Genomic DNA, 17,633 nt, shown 5'->3' with positions numbered 1-17,633 from the left:
CGTTGAAAAAAGAATCAAAAAACAGTCGGCTCCGCGGTGACCGCTTCGACGCCGGCGACTTTCAGGCAGGCGTCCATGCAGGCGCGGCAGGCCGTTGCGCAGGCGCTGCAATGGCCTTGGCCGTGATGATCGCATTCTTCCGCGCATTGGGAGCAGATCTCGGCGCAGTCTTCGAGAAGCAGGTCTGCGAATTCGCTGTTGCGCTCCAGGAATTTGCGCGTGAGGGCACAGTATTCCGCGCAATCCGTGCACACGCTGATGCAGCGGGCCATGGCTTCAGCGTGGCCATTCTTGCCGCATTCCGTCGCGCAATGAGTGCAAGCGGCCTCGCATGCCTGCAGCGCCTGGATCACACTGGCAAAACGCTTGGCATTCTCTTTCGCGGTCGGACGAGTGGTCATGTCGGTTCTCCTGTGGCAGTGGATGTGCACGCGGGCGCGCTTGGAAAGGGATGAGCCCGGGCGCGGCCCGAGACTCATCTTTCCAATTTAGCAACTCGCGCTCCACTGTGTGAGCCCGACTTGTGCGTTACACCGCTTGCGCCTCGCTTTTGCCGCTGCGCAGCATGCTGCTACCGGCGCGTGCGATCAGGCGATTGACCCCGCCCACCACGGCGCGAATCGACGCGGTGGTCAGGTTGGCATCCACGCCCACGCCGAATACGCTGCCCGCCACGTCCGGTGCAGCCATTTCTGCAAATGCGATGGCATCGGCATTGGCGCCCTGGCCCAGCGCACGTTCTTCGTAATGATGGATTGACACGGGGGACGCCAGCACGTGCGACAGCGCATGCACCAGCGCATCGAGCGGCCCGTTGCCGCTGCCTTCGCAAATGTGCTCGCGGTCAGCGATGTTGACGACCAGGCGGATGTGCTGGCTGCCGTCATCGCGCTCGGTCAGGCGGTGCGATACGTAGCCGATCGCGCCGTCGCCGCGCAGATAGGTCTGCTGAAACAGCGCCCAGATGTCGGCGCCCGTCGCTTCGCGGCCGCTCTCATCGGTCAACTGCTGCACGGTGCTGCTGAACTCCACCTGCAGGCGGCGCGGCATGGCCACGCCATAGCCGGATTCCAGCAGATAGGCGATGCCGCCCTTGCCCGACTGGCTGTTCACGCGAATGATCGAGTCATACGTGCGGCCCACGTCGGCCGGGTCAATCGGCAGGTAGGGCATTTCCCACAGCGCATCGGGTTTCTGCACCGCAAAGCCCTTCTTGATTGCGTCCTGGTGCGAGCCCGAGAACGCCGTGAACACCAGGTCGCCCACGTACGGGTGACGCGGATGCACCGGCAGTTGCGTGCAGTCTTCGCAGGTCCGTGCCACGTCATTGATGTGCGAGAAATCCAGCTCCGGATCCACGCCTTGCGAATACAGGTTCAACGCCAGCGTGACGAGATCCACGTTTCCGGTGCGCTCGCCGTTGCCGAACAGGCAACCTTCCACGCGATCGGCGCCGGCCATCACGGCCAGTTCAGCCGCTGCCACGGCCGTGCCGCGGTCATTGTGCGGATGCACGGACAGGATGATCGAATCGCGGCGCGCCAGGTTGCGATGCATCCATTCGATCTGGTCGGCGTAGATGTTTGGCGTGGCCATCTCCACCGTGGCAGGCAGGTTGAAGATGATCTTGTGCTCGGGCGTCGGCTCCCAGACCTCGGTCACCGCGTTGCACACCTCCAGCGCGAAATCCAGTTCGGTGCCGCTGAAGACTTCGGGGCTGTATTGGTACGTCCACTGCGTCTCGGGCATCGTCTGAGCAATCTCGCGGATCAGCTTGGCGCTTTGCACGGCAATGCGCTTGACGCCCTCGCGGTCGGTGTTGAACACCGTGCGGCGGAACACCGGCGCGGTTGCGTTGTAGACGTGGATGATGGCGCGTTTGGCACCGCGCAGCGATTCCATCGTGCGGCGGATCAGGTCTTCGCGTGCCTGCGTGAGCACTTCGATGGCCACGCCGTCGGGGATGTGTCCACCCTCGATCAGCTCGCGCACAAAATCAAAATCGGTTTGAGAGGCGGCGGGGAAAGCGGCTTCGATTTCCTTGAAGCCGATCTGCACGAGCATCTTGAACATGCGCATCTTGCGCTCGGCGTTCATGGGCTCGAACAAGGCCTGATTGCCATCGCGCAGGTCCGTGCTCATCCAGATCGGGGCACGGGTGATCGTCTTGTTGGGCCAAGTGCGATCGGCGAGGGCGATAGCGGGGAAGGGGCGGTACTTGGTGGCGGGGTTCTTCAACATGGTGAGTGCGTCCTGTGAGATCGAGATCGGTTTCGTACAACGGGGTCGGCCGCGCGGGCGGCGTCCGGGGTGGCCGGAATCGGGTTCGGGATGTGGCGGCCAGACAGCCACGGGCGCGTGGTCTGGCAACCGGTCGGTAGTCGTAGCGAAAGCGGGATCGAGGCGGGCATGAGAGGCTCCAACGATTCGGCGCACGGACTGCGCCACACACAAGGCCCGTCGCCGCTTAGGGCACGGACCGGTCAAACACCGGAACGAGGGGGAAATAGAGGTCTACGCGCTTACACGCGTAGTAGAGAAGCGGATAGCAGACCGCGCACGCACAAGAGGGTGCGGGCAGGAGCGGTTTGGAGGGTGGTCTGCTGAGAATGCATTCGGCGATAGTGATGGGGAAGGCCGGGGGCTGTCAAGTTGCTTTGGCGGATAGAGGTCGGTTTTTTGGGGCAGATGAAACACCAGATCCAACGCCAACGAAAACGTGTGCTACCCGCCAGAAGCCATGTGACGTGGGCGCCAGCAGAACCCATCCGAACCTGCTTTAATACACCCCGTCCATGCCGCCAGCCCGCTATGTCAACGGCTTTATAACGGCAAGACCCCCTCACGCCCCACAAGGAGAATCCCCCAATGGTCACGTTGAACATCAACGGCAAACCAGTGGAAGTTGATGCTGATCCGTCGACGCCGCTGCTCTGGGCGCTGCGCGACAACCTCGGTCTGACTGGCACGAAATTCGGTTGCGGTGTCGCATCGTGCGGCGCCTGCACGGTGCACCTGAACGGCCAGCCCACGCGCAGCTGCGTGCTGCCGATCTCTGCGGTGGCCGGCCAGCAGATCACCACGTCTGAACACATCGCCGATGACAAGGTCGGCAAGGCCGTGCTCGACGCCTGGGTCAAGCACGACGTGGCGCAATGCGGCTACTGCCAGAGCGGCCAGATGATGAGCGCGGTGGGTTTGCTGCGCACCAAGAAGAAGCCGACCGACGCCGATATCGACAGCGCGATGGCCGGCAACCTGTGCCGTTGCGCAACGTACCAACGCATTCGCGCGGCCATTCACGACGCAGCGAAATCGCTGGCCTGAACCCCACCGGAGAATTCACGATGCGTATTCGAAATCTTGAAGCGCTGGCCGGTGGCGGCGCGCAACATCAACCGGCGTCTGCGGATGCCGGGTCGGCCACGTTTGATCGCCGCAGCTTTCTGAAACTCACGACGCTGGCGGGCGGCGGTCTGGCGCTGGGTGTGGCGCCGATGCTGGCCGGAGCGCAGGACGCCAAGGCCAAGCCGCCCTCGCCGCCGCAGGCGTTCATCATCATTGCGCCGGACAACACTGTCACCGTGGCGGTCAACCGTCTTGAGTTCGGTCAGGGCGTGCACACGGCATTGCCGATGGCGCTGGCCGAAGAACTCGACGTGGATTGGCGCAACGTGCGTGGCATGCTCGCGCCCGCGGGCGATCCGTACAAGGACCCGGGCTTTGGTATCCAGATGACGGGCGGCTCGACCGCGCTGAACCACTCGTTCCAGCAATACCGCGAGCTGGGCGGTCGCGCGCGTGCCATGTTGATCTCGGCGGCGGCCGAGCGCTGGAAGGTCGATCCGTCCACATGCCGCACGGCCAACGGCGTGGTTACGTCGGGCAGCCACCGCGCTACGTACGGCGAGCTTGCACAGGCCGCGATGGCGCTGCCGGTGCCGGCCCAGGTCACGCTGAAGAACCCGTCGCAGTTCCGCATTGTCGGCAAGCCGACGGCGCGCCTGGATGCGCGCGCAAAGCTCGACAGCTCGCTCAAGTTTGGCCTCGACACGCGCCTGCCCAACATGAAGGTCGCCGTGCTGGCGCGCCCGCCGCGCTTTGGCGGCAAGGTGGCCAAGTACGACGCGGCTGCGGCCAAGGCGGTGAAGGGCGTGGTCGACGTGCTGCAGATCCCGACCGACCGTGGCGGCACGGGCGTGGCCGTCATTGCCGACGGATACTGGCCGGCCAAGCAGGGCCGCGACGCGCTGCAGGTCACGTGGGAAGACGCCGGCTCGACGGTGTCCACGCCGGCGTTGATGGCGGAGTACAAGAAGCTCGCCGGCCAGCCCGGCACGGTGGCCAAGGCCGCCGACATGAGCGCCATCCAATCCGCCGCAACGCGCATCCAGGCCGACTACGAATTTCCGTACCTCGCGCACGCGCCAATGGAGCCGCTGAACTGCACGATCGATCTGCAGAAAGACGGTGGCAAGACCACGGGCGCGAAGGTGTGGGTCGGCTCGCAATTCCAGACCATCGACCAGGGAGCCATCGCCAAGGTACTCGGCGTATCGCCCGAGAAGATCGAGCTGAACACGATGATGGCGGGCGGCGGCTTTGGCCGGCGCGCGATCACCACGTCGGACTACGTAGTGGAAGCCGCCAACGTGGCGAAGGCCTATGCGGCGGCCGGGCACAACGGTCCCGTCAAGGTGATCTGGAGCCGCGAAGACGACATCCGCGGCGGCTACTACCGCCCGATGCATCTGCACCGTGTCAACGTGGGCGTGGACAACAGTGGCAAGGTCGTCGGCTGGGACCACGTGATCGTCGGTCAGTCGATCCTCAAGGGCACGCCGTTCGAAGCCTTCATGGTCAAGAACGGTGTGGACGAGACCATGGTCGAGGGCGTGGTCGAAAACGACTACGGCTTCCCGATGCAGCTGACGGTGCACCATCCGGACGTGAACGTGCCGGTGCTGTGGTGGCGTTCCGTGGGCCACACGCATACGGCGTACGTGATGGAAACGATGGTCGACGAGGTTGCGCATGCAGCCAAGCAGGACCCGGTCGCTTTCCGTCTCGCGCGCTTTACCGGCAAGGAACATGAGCGCCATCGCGCCGCACTGCAACTCGCCGTCGACAAGTCCGGCTACGGCAAGCGCAAGCTGCCCAAGGGCCAGGCCTGGGGCGTAGCGGTGCATGCGTCGTTCGAGTCGGTGGTGGCGTACGTTGTGGAGGTGTCGGTCGACCAGGGCAAGCCGCGCGTGCATCGTGTCACCGCAGGCGTGCATGCCAACCGCGTGGTCAACCCGATGGGTGCGGAAGCGCAGATCCAGGGCGCTTGCGTGTTCGGCCTGGCGATGATCCAGCCCGGCTTTGCCATCGACATCGAAAACGGTGCCACCAAGAACAGCAACTTCACCGACTTCCCGCCCGTGCGCATGCCGGACGCGCCGCCGGTGAACGTGTTCTTCGTGCCGTCGGAAGACAACCCGACCGGACTGGGCGAGCCTGGCACGCCGCCGATTGCACCGGCGGTGGCCAACGCGCTGTTCACCCTGACCGGCAAGCGTCAGCGCAAGCTGCCGTTCGATACGGTGTGATTGTCATCATCGCGTGATGAGATAGAAGCCGGTATGCAGTGATGTGTGCCGGCTTTCTTGTTCTTGCAGCCTCGTATCCCCCAGTATTGCGGACCGATTCTTGCGTCCGCGGTTGCGTTGTTCACCCCCGGAGGAGCATGTCATGGCATTGAATATTCTGTACACCGCCCACGCCAAGGCCACAGGCGGCCGCAACGGCCACACGCAAACCGACGACGGCCAGGTCTCGCACGACCTGTCGGTGCCCAAGGCCATGGGCGGCCCCGGCAAGCCCAACACCACCACGCCCGAAGACCTCTTTGCCGCAGGCTATGCCGCTTGCTTTGGCTCGGCGTGCGACTTTGTCGCCAAGAGCATGCTCAAACTCAATCCGAGCAACATCGAGATCCACTGCGACGTGGGTATCGGCACGCGTGAGGAGGGCGGTTTCGGCCTGAAGGTGGGGCTGACCGCGCGGATCAGCGGCCTGTCGCAAGCCGATGCCGAGAAGCTGGTGGCCCAGGCGCATCAGGTCTGCCCCTATTCGAACGCCACGCGTAACAACGTGGAAGTCACGCTCAAGACCGAGGTGGTCTGATGCCGCAGCGGCCTGTTGTTGGTGTGTTGCTGGCCGCAGGCCGCGGCAGCCGGTTTGATGCGGCGGGCGTGGCCAACAAGCTGCTTGCCCTGCTGCCCGATGGCACCCCCGTGGCAGTCCAAGCCGCGCGCCATCTGAAGCAGGCATTGGGCGACGTGGTGGCAGTGGTGCCCGCCGCTGCCACGCATGGCGCGCAGGTCGAGCAATTGGTAGCGCTCTTGCGCGAAGCAGGCTGTGAAGTCCTGCGGTATGCCGAGGCCGCACGTGGCATGGGTGCCAGCCTGGCTGCCGGTGTGGCCGCGCGCCCGCAAGCCGGCGGGTGGGTCATCGCGCTGGCCGATATGCCGTGGATTGCACCCGAGACCATCACTCAAGTTACCAACGCACTCGACTCGCACTCTTGCGTTGCGCCCTTTCACGCCGGGCAGCGGGGCCACCCCATCGGCTTCGGCGCCGACTTCTTCGCAGGGCTGACATCGCTCGACGGCGACGAGGGCGCGCGGCGACTGATCGATCCCCACAAGCTCATCCGCATCGAGACCGATGACGCCGGCATCTTGCGCGATGTCGATACGCCGGCCGATCTGACCCCGTGATCTAACGGGATTGACTCACAACGAGGCGCCGCCGCGGATCACGATCTGCTGACCGGTGAGATCGTCATGATCGGATTGGCCCGAAATGCTCCGGAACCCGATCACGCTGGGCGTATGTCCGTCCGATGCATGCGGCGATCGGCCATCGGCCAAGCAGATCCAGCGCAACGCGCCCCGCCGGTTGACTGCGGCTTGCCCAGCGCCGCTGTGTTGGGTGCGTGTGCCGATCTCAAACATTCGATTGCGATAGTCCGACACCGGCACGTCACCGTTAAACAGTGGTGCACGGCCCTCAGGGGTCCGGACTCGGCCCAAAAACATCCGACCCATTGGACCTCCGAGAGCCGAGCTTCGCCATCAAAGACTCGACGTCGACTCGTTCAGGCCGAAGCGCCACTGTCCGAGGGTGGGAGCCGGTTGTCAGAGGTCGAAAATTTCGAGCTCGAACATCCGAATGCGACTGTTTGAGGGTCGTCGTCCGCTCGCAGAGGTTCGACGCCGACAGTTGAGCGCGCGTGTTCGAGCGTCAAACGCTCGTGGACGGGTGTTTTAGGCCGACGCTCGCCCGTGGGCGTGCGGTTCCTGCGGCGGTCGGCAAACCGGCCCGGCGCTTCCGGCCGGCACAACTTGTCCACAGTAGCGCGCACACTGCTTGCAGAACCCATCGCAAACGCTTGACGCACAAGGGTTTGTTGCACGATGTAACAGCCCCTGCCGATGTGGATAACTTGCGCTGCACGCACACGTTTTACGTGATCTGCACGTTTGCCCAAACCCGTCAAGCCCTTTTGTGACTTGGGTCTTCGCCGTTTGGGCAGGTTATGCACAGAACATGTGGATAAGTCTGTGGGAAACATCATCCGACCCGCGTGGTGACGGGTTTTGATCGGCGCTGCTCGCGAATGTGGCAAGCGCTTGTCGGAAGACGCCGGTCTGCACATTGCAACGATTGATTACAACTTGAAACAGCATATTGAGCGCCCGTTGGCCAGACTTCCGATACGCGATGGCTTGATCGCGACCGACGCATTCAAGGAGAAGAACATGGTTCGGGTACTGACGATTCTGCTGGCCGGTGCCACGCTGCTGACTGCAACCGGCTGTGCCGACATGACGGCACGTCAACGCAATACCGCCATCGGCGCGGGTGTGGGCGGGTTGGCCGGCGCTGCGCTGATTGGCGGCCCCGGTGCTACGCTGGGCGGCGCCGCGCTGGGCGGCCTGGTGGGCAACGTATCGACGCGTTGATTTCGGTTCGACCCGGGCGTCGACCTGAAAAGAAACGGACCCGAGGCTAAACCTCGGGTCCGTTTTTTATGCCTGCGCGCGGCTACGGGTGCGCAGCAACTCTTCCAGTGCAGACACTTCAAGGGGCCGCCCAAACAGGAAGCCCTGCACCTCGTCGCATGCATGCGCAGACAAAAAGGCCGATTGCTCGGGGGTTTCCACACCTTCGGCCGTGACGGTCATGTTCAGCGCGCGGGCCATTGCGATGATGGTCTTGGTGAGTGCCACGCAGTCGGCCACCCCAGGTACGCCGCTGATGAACGATCGATCGATCTTGATGTTGTGGATCGGCAAGCTGCGCAGATACGACAGCGACGAGAACCCGATGCCGAAATCATCGAGCGAGATGCGCACGCCCCGCGCGGCCAGGCTCATCAGCAGACGCTGTGTCGATTGCCTGTCGGCCAGCAGCACGCTTTCGGTCAATTCAAGCTCCAGCCGGCCCGGCGCCATGCCCGAGGCCTTGAGTGCCTCGTCGACGTCGCGCTCGATCACGCCGGCATCGCACTGCCGTGCGGATACGTTGACCGCCATGCGACCTGTGAAGCCGAACTTTCGCGCCCATGCCTCGCCTTGCGCGCAGGCCTGCATGAGCGCCCAGCGGCCGAGCTCGAGGATGTAGCCCGACTCCTCCGCCACGTCGATGAACTCGCTGGGTGACACCGCGCCCAACTCGGGGTCCGACCACCGCATCAGCGCCTCAACCGCCACCAGTTCACCCGAGTCGAGTGCGTACTTGGGTTGATACACCAGCCGCACCTGACCACGCCCCAGCGCACGCCGCATGCGCTCGTTGAGCGTGAAGCGGCGCAGCATCTGGGTTTCCAGCGTGCGCGAATACCGGGTGATGCGGTTACGGCCGCTTTCCTTGGCGCGGTACATGGCGGCTTCAGCGTGACTGACCAGCGTGGCCGCGTCACCGCCGTCTTCGGGGTAGGCCGCCACGCCAATGCTGGCGGACAGATGCACCTCGCGCTCGCCGCCGGTGAAGGGGCGGGCCAGCGCGTCGAGCACCTGTTGGGCGAGTGTGTCGGCGGCCTTCGGGTCATCGATGGCCACGCAGAACTGATCGCCCCCCAATCGTGCCAGCAACGCGCGTTGGCCCGCCTGGCTGCGGATGCGCTGCGCCGCCATGTTGAGCACCTGGTTGCCCACGTGGTGCCCCATCGCCTCGTTCACGGTCTTGAAGTGGTCCAGCCCGATATACAGCAGTGCGGATTCCCCGGTCGACGGCAGCGCCAGCCGCGCATCGAGCCGCTCGATGAATGCCGCGCGGTTGGGCAGGCCGGTAAGCGAATCCTTGGTCTCCAGCAGGCGCAACTGCTCGTAGGCGGAACGCTCGGCCGTGATGTCGGTAAAGATGAGCAGCACCGCGTGCGGTGACGCGCTGTCCGGCGAGAACATCGGCAGCACCGACTCACGCAGCCACACGATCTGCCCATTGCCGGCCGGCACACCCACGACGACGTTGCTGATCGCGCGTCCCGTGCGGGCCGCCAGTGTGGACGGCCATGCCGCGCGGGGCAGGATGGCGCCGTCTTCGCCCAGCATCATGTCGTTCAGTGCCACACGCGGGCGGCCTTTCCATGACGCGCCCGACATGCGAAGGATCTCGGCCGCGCTGCGGTTGTACGACAGCACGCGGCCATCGGTGGACAGCGTCAGCACGCCCTCGCTCAGATGGTTGACGACCAGCCGGTACTGGTCGCGCAACTCGCGGGACTGGCGATATTCATTCTCCAGGCGCAGCAGCTTGACCAACGCGGCGATGTAGCGGCCGCACACTGCGCGCAACGTTGCGTCGTCGGTCGGGTTGGCCGTGGGGAAGAAGAGGCAGAGCAGATCATCGGCGACGGCCATGCCGCCATGCTGGGCCGGGATGCGGCATAGCCATGTCGGCTGCGCGGTCTCCAGCACGCGCACGAGCGCATCGCGCACAGCCGTGGGCGCATTGGTTTCGCGAATCAGCTCGATGGGCGCCAGCTCATTGAGCAGCGGCGCGATGCGGGCGAGTTCGATATCGAATTCACCGTGCGCTGTGGGAGGCTGGTGCGCTGCACGATCGTCGCGCAACGCCAGCTTCGCACGCGCGCGCTGCGTGCCATAGAGCCGCGCGCGGCCGGAGACGACACGCACCACTACGCACAGCGTCGAGGGCAACGCTGCCTCCAGCGCCCGCAACGCAGCATGCAGCCGCTCGCCCAGCGACGCGGAGGACGGCAGCGTGGAAAGCAGGTGATCGAGATGCTCGTGCGGCAGCGCTGCGCCAATCGCTTCGGCGCTGAGCACGCGCTCGCCGGCCTTGCCGGGCAGTTGCGCATCGAGCGGCAGCGGCAATCCGTGCACCACCACCTGCTGTGCCGGCAGCCCGTCAAAGCGGGTTGGCGTGACCGTCAGTCGAACGCTGACCACCTCGTTGGAGTCGCCTGCGCAAAGGGCGGAGACAAGTTGCGCTGCCGACGTGGCCCCAGCATCGGGCGGGCCTGCATCGGTGTCGCCGCCGGCATGGGTCTCGAGCCACGCAGGCACGTCCTGGAAGAAGCGCGAAAAGGGCTCGCCGAGCAGTTGGTCGGACGAAAGCGCCCGCACCATGCAAACGCCGGCTGCATTGGCAAAGACGATGCGGCCTTCGAGCACCACATAGAGCGGAACCGGAAGGCTTTGCGCCGACAACGGGTAGGAAATTTCGTCTGGCATCCCACGCTCCAACCTGAGGTATTGCCCAATATCTCACTCAGCATGGACCTCGGGCGACGCTGGCCACGAGAACGCCGGCTACTGGAAGCCGGGGGCAATGCTCTTCATCATGCGCAAAAGTCGTGCGCGGCGCAAAGTCTAGTTTGTGGTCGATACAACACATTCTGAGCGCGCTTTGTCGACCTCGCTGTGGCTCTTTTGGGTTACGGGTTTCAAAACGGTTTGCTGCGGCTCGGTCGGGGGTGCGCGTTCTATTTCAGTATCCGCGCCATTCCCACGTTCTGGCGCGGCGAAATGCTGATCGATCCAGCGATGCGTCAGTGCTCCCCCGATTGCACACATCAAAACGCATGTTCCCATTGTCAGGAGGAAGTAAGCGCTGATTCGTTCGGCTGAACGTTCGGGAAAGAAAAACGTCGCGGCGACAAACAGGGAGCCGACCAGCGCGCCAAAGACCAAAAGCAGATAGTAAAAACGACGTGGCAAGAGCGAATTCATCGTTGTCTCATCCAACTGCAACCTGGAAGGTGGTGCTTTGAATCGTTTTACGGCCACGCCAAATGGGCATGCCTTGGCGAGCGCCATCGCGGTGCAATGGCACACCTGGCCGGCGACTTGCATATGAATTGATATTGCGTTTGCTGCGATGCTGCGGATTGCCGCTTGCGGCAAAAGCCGGAATTGCGGGACCCGGCGGCGCTTGCTATGGTGGTGGCACTGAAATGCAGCGCGATACCAGTTTGTGGCCTTGCATGATCGCGTACGCTAATCCGATACGTCAATCCGACTTTCCGGTTGAAACTGAGCATCCGGTGTGTTGCGAGTTGATTCCAGGCTTAGTGGCGCGGTTTGAAGGGGCAGGATCAAAAACGTTGAAATTTGATTTCAGTTATGAATACAATTGATCTAATATCTGATCCACACCAGACTTCACACCAGAATTTATTGGGAGCGCATATGGCGACATACAAGGAATTGATTGCACAAAAGGCCAAACTGGAAGAGCAGATCGAAACTGCGCGTGCCAAGGAGCTGGAAGCGGTGATCCAGCAAGTGCGCCAGACGGTTGCCGAATATGGCCTGACGGCTGAAGACCTGGGCCTCGCTCAGCGTCGCGGCCGCCGTGCCGGTGCGAAGGCGCCGGTGCCGGCCAAGTACCGTGACCCGAAGACGGGCGCAACGTGGTCCGGCCGCGGCCGTGCTCCGGCCTGGATCGGCAAGAACCGCGATAAATTCCTGATCGCCTGATCTGCCAGGCCCTGCCTGGCGCGCACGCAAGCGTGCAACGCAAATGGCCCACCTGCCCGGTGGGCCATTTGCGTTGCTGCGCGCGATGAGCGTTCCTGTATAACGACGGCATGACGCCCCGCCTGCCCAAATACCTCGAACTGGCCGACCGCATTCGGCTCGACATCCTGCACGGAACGCTGCCGGCGGGCAGCATCGCGCCCAGCGAGAACGAAGTCGCCCAGCGCTATGGCGTCTCGCGCTTGACGGCGCGCCGCACGCTGAATGAGCTGGCGGCCCGCGGGTTGCTCAAGCGCTCGCGGGGGCAGCGCAGCGTGGTGCTCGATCGCGTGGGGCCGCATCGGCCGGTGCTGTATGCGCCGGGCCAGTCAGATGCGGCGCTCGAATACGTGCCGGGCGCGGTCTATACGGTCAGTGCTTTTCGACTGGAGGCGGCCGACGAGACCGTGGCCGCCGCGCTCGACCTGGCGGTGGGCGCGCAGGTGGCGTTTGTCGAGCGGCGCGCCCAGGTGGAGGGGCAGCCGATCATGCTGCTGCGCACGTGGCTGACGACGCGGCTGGCGGCGATGCTGGAGGCGCGCGACTTTGAAGATCGCCTGTTCGTGCAGGTCTTCCAGCGCGCCAACCTGACCATCGCGCGCTCACGCGAGGCGCCGCTTGCCTGTGTGGCCGATGCACACCAGGCCGCCCAGCTCGGCGTGCAAGCGGGTGTGCCGCTGGTGCGCGTGCGCCGCATTGGCTACAGCGTGGCCGACGTGCCGATCTCCCTCACGTACTGCGATTTTTCCCCCGAGCGCTACACACGCGAAGTCGACATCCGCGTGCTCCAAAACGACTGAAAGCGCACTGCGCCAGACCGGTGCAGAAACGGCGCCACACACCCCGCGATGGGGACTTGTCCGCCTAAAGTATTCAAGCTAGTCTGCGCCCCTTCCCCAGAAAACGTATTTATTTGTGAAGCGACGCTTTGCCGACAACGTATTGGCACGGCAGTTGCATTCACGGCCCCATCTCAGCGGCGGCGGGTTGAGCCACCTGCCGCCTCAACGCTGATTCAGTCGATTCAACACACCGGAACCACAAGAGGGAGAAATCAACAATGCAACTCAAGCGACGTTTTTCGCTGGCCGCACTGGCTGCTGCCGCGGCCCTGACTGCAGGCGCGGCGCAGGCCCAATCGTCTGTGACGCTGTATGGCCAGGTGGATGCCTGGGCGGGCGCCACCAAGAACCTGGGCCAGGACCGCGCCTGGGGTGTCAACTCGGGCGGCATGTCGACGTCGTACTGGGGCATGAAGGGCAGCGAAGACCTGGGCAACGGCCTGAAGGCCATCTTCACGCTGGAAGCGTTCTTCCGCCCCGACACGGGCAAGTCCGGCCGCTTTGATGGCGACCACTTCTTCGCACGTAATTCGTTTGTCGGTCTGCAGTCGAACAGCTGGGGCTCGATCAAGCTCGGCCGTAACACCCCGCCGTACTTCGTTTCGACGATCCTGTTTAACCCGTTCATCGATTCGTACACGTTCTCGCCGATGGTGTTCCACACCTACCTCGGCAACGGCCGTACGGGCGCCGCAGGTATCTCGGGCCTGGTGGGCGATTCGGGCTGGGACAACTCGATCATGTACTCCACGCCGGACATGGGCGGCCTGACGGCCAACCTGATCTACGGCGCGGGCGAGCAAGCCGGCCACAACGGTCAGAACAAGTGGGGCGGCAGCCTGCTGTATTTCCGTGGCAACTTTGCGGCCACGGCGGCGTTCCAGCAGGTGCGCTACGACGGCGCGCCTGGCGACCTGAACAGCCTGGTGGCTGGCTTTGCGCGCCAGACGGCGGGGCAGTTGGGTGCCACGTACGACTTTGGCGTGGTCAAGCTGTACGGCCAATACCAGTACATCAAGAACACGATCAGCACCGGCGACGCCAAGAGCAACGGCGGTCAGCTGGGCGTGTCGATTCCGGTGGGCCCGGGCGCCGTGCTGGCATCGTATGCCTACACGAAGACCTCGGGTGCAGCCGACGTGAAGCGCAACACCTGGGCGGTCGGTTACGACTATTCGCTGTCCAAGCGCACCGATGTGTATGCGGCTTACTTCCGCGACAAGGTGTCGGATCTCTCGACGGCTGACACCTTCGGTGTAGGCATCCGCGCAAAGTTCTAAGCCTTCGCGTTCTGCTTTTCCTTGTCACCGCCCGCGTCTCGACAGCGTGGGTGGGCATTTTCAACGGCGTCCGGATTCCGGGCGCCGTTTTTTGTTATGGGCAAAAGCCGAAAGGGCGGCGGTGTCAGCCGGTGCGCGCCAGGCGCAACGGCGGCGATAGCGGCGCCGGAGCCTCGGCTCCAATGTTTGGCTGATTCAGCAGCATGGCGCCGCGCTGCGTGGCCACGAACACAGCCTCGGTACGGCTGCGCACTTCCAGCCGGCGATACAGCGCGTTGATATGCGCCTTGGTTGTCGCCTCGGAAATACTCAGCATGCGGCTGATGGTTTTGACCGGATGCCCGCGCGAGAGCAAGACGAGAATTTCATATTGACGCTGCGTCAGGCCGAGTAACGCGCCATCGTCATTACCGTTGGCCGAACCTGCCCCAATCGCTTCAGGCCGTGTCAGCACGATCGACGCCGGCACATAACGGCCGCCCGCGAGCACCAATTCCAATGCCGCTGCAATCAATTTGCCGGAATAGCTTTTCAGCAGATAGGCCGACACATTCAATTGCATCAGCGTGCGCACGTGCGCAGCGGAATCGGTTTCGCCCAGTACGGCGACATGTCGGGGATGCGGCTGTTGCAGCAGCCGGGAGAGCGCTGGCAGATCGTCGATGCCAGGCAAGGGCAGGCCGATCAGGGCCAGTTCGGCGTCCGCATGCGCCGCGAGGTTTTCAAAGAGAGCTTCGTCCGGCTCGACGCTGACCACTTCGGTGATGGCCGGCAAGGATTGCAACACATGGGTCGCGCCGGCACGCACCAAAGGGTGTGCCTCCACTACGATTGATTTCACTGCGCCGCCTGTCTGGTTATGGTTTGTTTGCCCATTTCCGGAATCAGCTCGTTGCCGCGTCTATTTGGACCAGCCGGTCGAAAATCAACGTGGGCGTGCGTGTGGAAATGCTTCTGACGTGCGGTCTCGGTATATTTCCCCGTTCAACCGGCAGTCACCGCAGTGCGGTGCCACCGGGCCGAAACCTTGGCACGCCATTCAGGCGCAAATCCTTCCGGTTTTTCTTGTTTATGTCGCCAGGCGCGGAGGATTAACCCCGCCAAAATCGCAGAATAAATCCCCAGCATGCTTGTTGCACCCATCAATGGGATGTAAACCTTTTTGTTTACCCCGATCGGTGGTGTGCTAGACCCCTCTATACATAGCAGGATCAGGCAGCAGCAGCTAGCCCCACTTCACGCCCATTGACGTAAGCGTAAAGCGGGGCTTTTGTACCCAAAAAACGTGTTGTGGTGGCTTATTGCGCGACGACCGAGAAGCGTGGCATCGACAGCGGTTGTTTGCCGTCGCGGCCGTAGGGTGTACCGCCGCCGTTGTTGGCAGCATGCAGGACAGACAGCGCGTTCTGCGTGGCACGCAGGCGCAGGTCGATCAGGGTGCCGTTGTCGATGTTGCGCTGGCGCAGCAGGCGGGCCAGGGCCAGGTTCTCGTCGAACAGGCGGCTGGCAGTCTCATCGGTGCGCAGGTATTTGACCAGCCCGTACGGATCGGCGCCGCCGTGCTGGGCCCACCAAAGGCGGCGGTCCCGGTCGGCTTCGCCCAGCGCGGCGAGCTGTTTCTGCTTGGTCTGGGTGATGCGCTCGAGTTCGACCATGTCGCCATCGCGCAACGCCTGCGCTTCGGCATCCAGGGTGAGGGTGGCTGCGCGCAGCAGTTCCTGCTCGTCGGCAAGGGTGCGGATCAGCAGTGTGTTGTCCATGGTGACTACCTCAGGCTCAGGCTTGGAAGCTTGGGCAGCCGCCGGCTGGCACACCGCCCCGCCGCGATCGGTCGAGAGTCGGAAACCCTCGGACCGGCGGCGTCAGAAAATACAGGGGACGGACGACGGGAAACCCCCGTCAGACCTTCTTGGAGCGCGTGGAGAGCAGCGATTGCGCGTCGGAAAGCGCCGCATCGGCGATCTTGCCGGCGTCCATCTTGAGCGTGCCGTTCTGGATGGCACTGCGGATCTGCTCGACGCGTGCGGCGTCGAAGTCGCCGCTGCCCACTTGGCGCGAGACTTGTTGGACCGACAGCGACGGTGCATCGCCGGTGTGGCGCGTGGTGCCCGAAGCCGTCGTAGCGGCCGGGGACGAACCGGTCGCGCGCGTCGACCCGGACGCAGCGTCCTTGGTCGGCGCAACGGCCGGCGTGTTGTTCACGATATGGTTGATTTTCACGGGTGTCTCCGAAGAGCGCGTTCATCCTATCACCCATATCGGCCAACCCCGGCCCAAACTTTAGCGGCAGGTATCGATCAAGCATCACAATCGAAAAGTGATCTGTCGTTATCAATCTGATCTTAGAACTGGATTGCCACGACGCCGGCAGACTGCGCGATGCCGGAGACGACATTGCCGTTGGCCGTGCGCACCTGCGCCACCTGCCCCACGGCGGCCTGGTTCAAGGCCCGGCCGTCGCTGCTGACCTGGAAGCCGCCGCCCTCGGCGATGAGCTTGACGGTCTGGCCGGCTTGCACGGCAATTGGCAGGCGCAGGCTTTCGGCGCGCAGCGGCTGATTGGCGGCCACGCTCGTGAGCAGTACACGCCCCACCACATCGGCCGGCTGTTGCACGACCGAGGCCGGCAGCATCGACAGGTCGCCCGTGCGGGCTTCCAGATCGCCCATATCGAGCGTCTTGCCCGGCGAGAGCTGGTGCGAGGCGACGTAATACGTCCCCGTAATCTGAATTGTGGCCGGTACCCAAGCCGCCCAGGCATGCGGCGAGCGGCAGCGCACGCCCACTTGTATACGGCCGCGCAGGCGGTTGGCCGCCGGCAGCATCAGGTCGATCTGGTCGCAGGGCTGGTTGGCCACGCGGGCATCTACCGGGCCGACCTCGACCGACGCACGTGGCGCTCCCGTCTCATTTGTGCCGCCCAGGATGTCCAGTTGCGACTGCAGTTGCTGCTGAATCTGCATCTGAATGGCGTTCGGCCCCTGGATTGTGGTGGGCTGCATGGGCTGCATGGGCTGCTGTACGGCTTGGGCGGGCGGATACCCGACCCGCACCATGCCCTGTGCGTGCGCCAGGATCGGGTGCACGACGCTGGCCAGCAGGCCCAGCGCCAGGATCAACAACAGCTTGCGCTGGCGCCCAGCCAGCGGCGTGGCCGTGGTGGCAGGTTGGGTCGGGTGGTGCGCGCTGCGTGCAAACCGCGTGGACATGGAGAGCCCCTTCATCAAAAGTCCGGTGAAGTTTAGCCACGCGTGCGCGAGCGCCAAATGCGGAAATGTCGGCCAATCCCCCCCTTATTCGGACGAATGGTCTTGCACACCCGCCCCTAGACTTTGCAACGTGGTGAAGTCCCTGGCGTTGTGCGGTTCCTGGCCGTACAGCCTGCCCCGGGGGAGGGTTTCCCGGCCAATCTCTGGATTCGCAGACAGGTCTTTTCCACTGAGGTTGCATGACGGCAACTCAGCATGACAAGCGGT

The 17,633-nt window shown here is 63.8% G+C and carries 16 protein-coding genes; 8 read left to right on the top strand and 8 right to left on the bottom strand.

Annotated elements, in window-relative coordinates:
- Positions 1 to 14 precede the first annotated feature (14 nt).
- Positions 15 to 401 (bottom strand): four-helix bundle copper-binding protein, encoded by a 387-nt coding sequence (locus ACTJK6_RS18390; RefSeq protein ID WP_232039014.1) that lies wholly within the window; start codon positions 399 to 401, stop codon positions 15 to 17.
- Between the two features lie 127 nt (positions 402 to 528).
- The gene (gene leuA / locus ACTJK6_RS18385) at positions 529 to 2,241 is read right to left on the bottom strand and encodes a 2-isopropylmalate synthase (RefSeq protein ID WP_232039015.1); all 1,713 of its coding nucleotides are present in this window, start codon (positions 2,239 to 2,241) and stop codon (positions 529 to 531) included.
- 627 nt (positions 2,242 to 2,868) lie between these two features.
- Here leuA and ACTJK6_RS18380 point away from each other — a divergent pair.
- The 5 genes from ACTJK6_RS18380 (at position 2,869) to ACTJK6_RS18360 (ending at position 8,012) form a co-directional block, all read left to right on the top strand.
- Positions 2,869 to 3,327, top strand: coding sequence for a (2Fe-2S)-binding protein (locus ACTJK6_RS18380; RefSeq protein ID WP_004631388.1), 459 nt, complete (start codon positions 2,869 to 2,871; stop codon positions 3,325 to 3,327).
- A gap of 20 nt (positions 3,328 to 3,347) precedes the next feature.
- On the top strand, positions 3,348 to 5,591 hold the full coding sequence (locus tag ACTJK6_RS18375) for a xanthine dehydrogenase family protein molybdopterin-binding subunit (RefSeq protein ID WP_343620448.1): 2,244 nt from the start codon (positions 3,348 to 3,350) through the stop codon (positions 5,589 to 5,591).
- Positions 5,592 to 5,733: 142 nt separating this feature from the next.
- A complete protein-coding gene (locus ACTJK6_RS18370) occupies positions 5,734 to 6,168 on the top strand; it encodes an organic hydroperoxide resistance protein (protein WP_440839753.1) in 435 nt (144 codons plus the stop codon).
- A complete protein-coding gene (locus ACTJK6_RS18365) occupies positions 6,168 to 6,764 on the top strand; it encodes a nucleotidyltransferase family protein (protein ID WP_440839752.1) in 597 nt (198 codons plus the stop codon). Before ACTJK6_RS18370 ends, ACTJK6_RS18365 begins: the two co-directional genes overlap by 1 nt.
- Positions 6,765 to 7,808: 1,044 nt before the next feature.
- A complete protein-coding gene (locus ACTJK6_RS18360) occupies positions 7,809 to 8,012 on the top strand; it encodes a hypothetical protein (RefSeq protein ID WP_009277078.1) in 204 nt (67 codons plus the stop codon).
- A gap of 66 nt (positions 8,013 to 8,078) precedes the next feature.
- Here ACTJK6_RS18360 and ACTJK6_RS18355 read toward each other — a convergent pair whose 3' ends face one another.
- Positions 8,079 to 10,748 carry an EAL domain-containing protein gene (locus ACTJK6_RS18355; protein ID WP_440839751.1) on the bottom strand — a complete coding sequence of 890 codons (2,670 nt, stop codon included), beginning with the start codon at positions 10,746 to 10,748 and terminating at the stop codon, positions 8,079 to 8,081.
- 138 nt (positions 10,749 to 10,886) lie between these two features.
- Positions 10,887 to 11,246 (bottom strand): hypothetical protein, encoded by a 360-nt coding sequence (locus tag ACTJK6_RS18350; protein ID WP_440475565.1) that lies wholly within the window; start codon positions 11,244 to 11,246, stop codon positions 10,887 to 10,889.
- A gap of 459 nt (positions 11,247 to 11,705) precedes the next feature.
- Between ACTJK6_RS18350 and ACTJK6_RS18345 the strand changes: the two genes are divergently transcribed.
- The 3 genes from ACTJK6_RS18345 to ACTJK6_RS18335 all read left to right on the top strand — a co-directional run bounded on the left by ACTJK6_RS18345 (position 11,706) and on the right by ACTJK6_RS18335 (position 14,157).
- On the top strand, positions 11,706 to 11,996 hold the full coding sequence (locus ACTJK6_RS18345; RefSeq protein ID WP_009240021.1) for an H-NS histone family protein: 291 nt from the start codon (positions 11,706 to 11,708) through the stop codon (positions 11,994 to 11,996).
- Positions 11,997 to 12,106: 110 nt separating this feature from the next.
- A complete protein-coding gene (locus ACTJK6_RS18340; protein WP_440077863.1) occupies positions 12,107 to 12,835 on the top strand; it encodes a GntR family transcriptional regulator in 729 nt (242 codons plus the stop codon).
- A 260-nt stretch (positions 12,836 to 13,095) separates the two neighbouring features.
- Positions 13,096 to 14,157 (top strand): porin, encoded by a 1,062-nt coding sequence (locus ACTJK6_RS18335; RefSeq protein WP_045203518.1) that lies wholly within the window; start codon positions 13,096 to 13,098, stop codon positions 14,155 to 14,157.
- A gap of 124 nt (positions 14,158 to 14,281) precedes the next feature.
- On the opposite strand, the gene ACTJK6_RS18330 is transcribed toward ACTJK6_RS18335, so the two are convergent.
- The 4 genes from ACTJK6_RS18330 to flgA form a co-directional block, all read right to left on the bottom strand.
- Positions 14,282 to 14,998: a LuxR C-terminal-related transcriptional regulator gene (locus ACTJK6_RS18330; RefSeq protein WP_440839750.1), complete on the bottom strand. Its 717-nt coding sequence runs from the start codon at positions 14,996 to 14,998 to the stop codon at positions 14,282 to 14,284.
- 457 nt (positions 14,999 to 15,455) lie between these two features.
- Positions 15,456 to 15,917: a flagella synthesis protein FlgN gene (locus tag ACTJK6_RS18325; RefSeq protein WP_004631399.1), complete on the bottom strand. Its 462-nt coding sequence runs from the start codon at positions 15,915 to 15,917 to the stop codon at positions 15,456 to 15,458.
- Positions 15,918 to 16,056: 139 nt separating this feature from the next.
- On the bottom strand, positions 16,057 to 16,377 hold the full coding sequence (gene flgM, locus ACTJK6_RS18320; RefSeq protein WP_092971051.1) for a flagellar biosynthesis anti-sigma factor FlgM: 321 nt from the start codon (positions 16,375 to 16,377) through the stop codon (positions 16,057 to 16,059).
- 122 nt (positions 16,378 to 16,499) lie between these two features.
- Positions 16,500 to 17,366, bottom strand: a complete 867-nt coding sequence (gene flgA / locus ACTJK6_RS18315; protein WP_440475564.1) for a flagellar basal body P-ring formation chaperone FlgA — start codon at positions 17,364 to 17,366, stop codon at positions 16,500 to 16,502.
- Positions 17,367 to 17,633: the final 267 nt, after the last annotated feature.

Source organism: Ralstonia sp. 22086 (assembly GCF_052045975.1).
Taxonomy (GTDB): Bacteria; Pseudomonadota; Gammaproteobacteria; order Burkholderiales; family Burkholderiaceae; genus Ralstonia; species Ralstonia wenshanensis.
The sequence above is the reverse complement of the archived record's forward strand: the minus strand, read 5'-3'. Positions and strand labels throughout refer to the sequence as shown.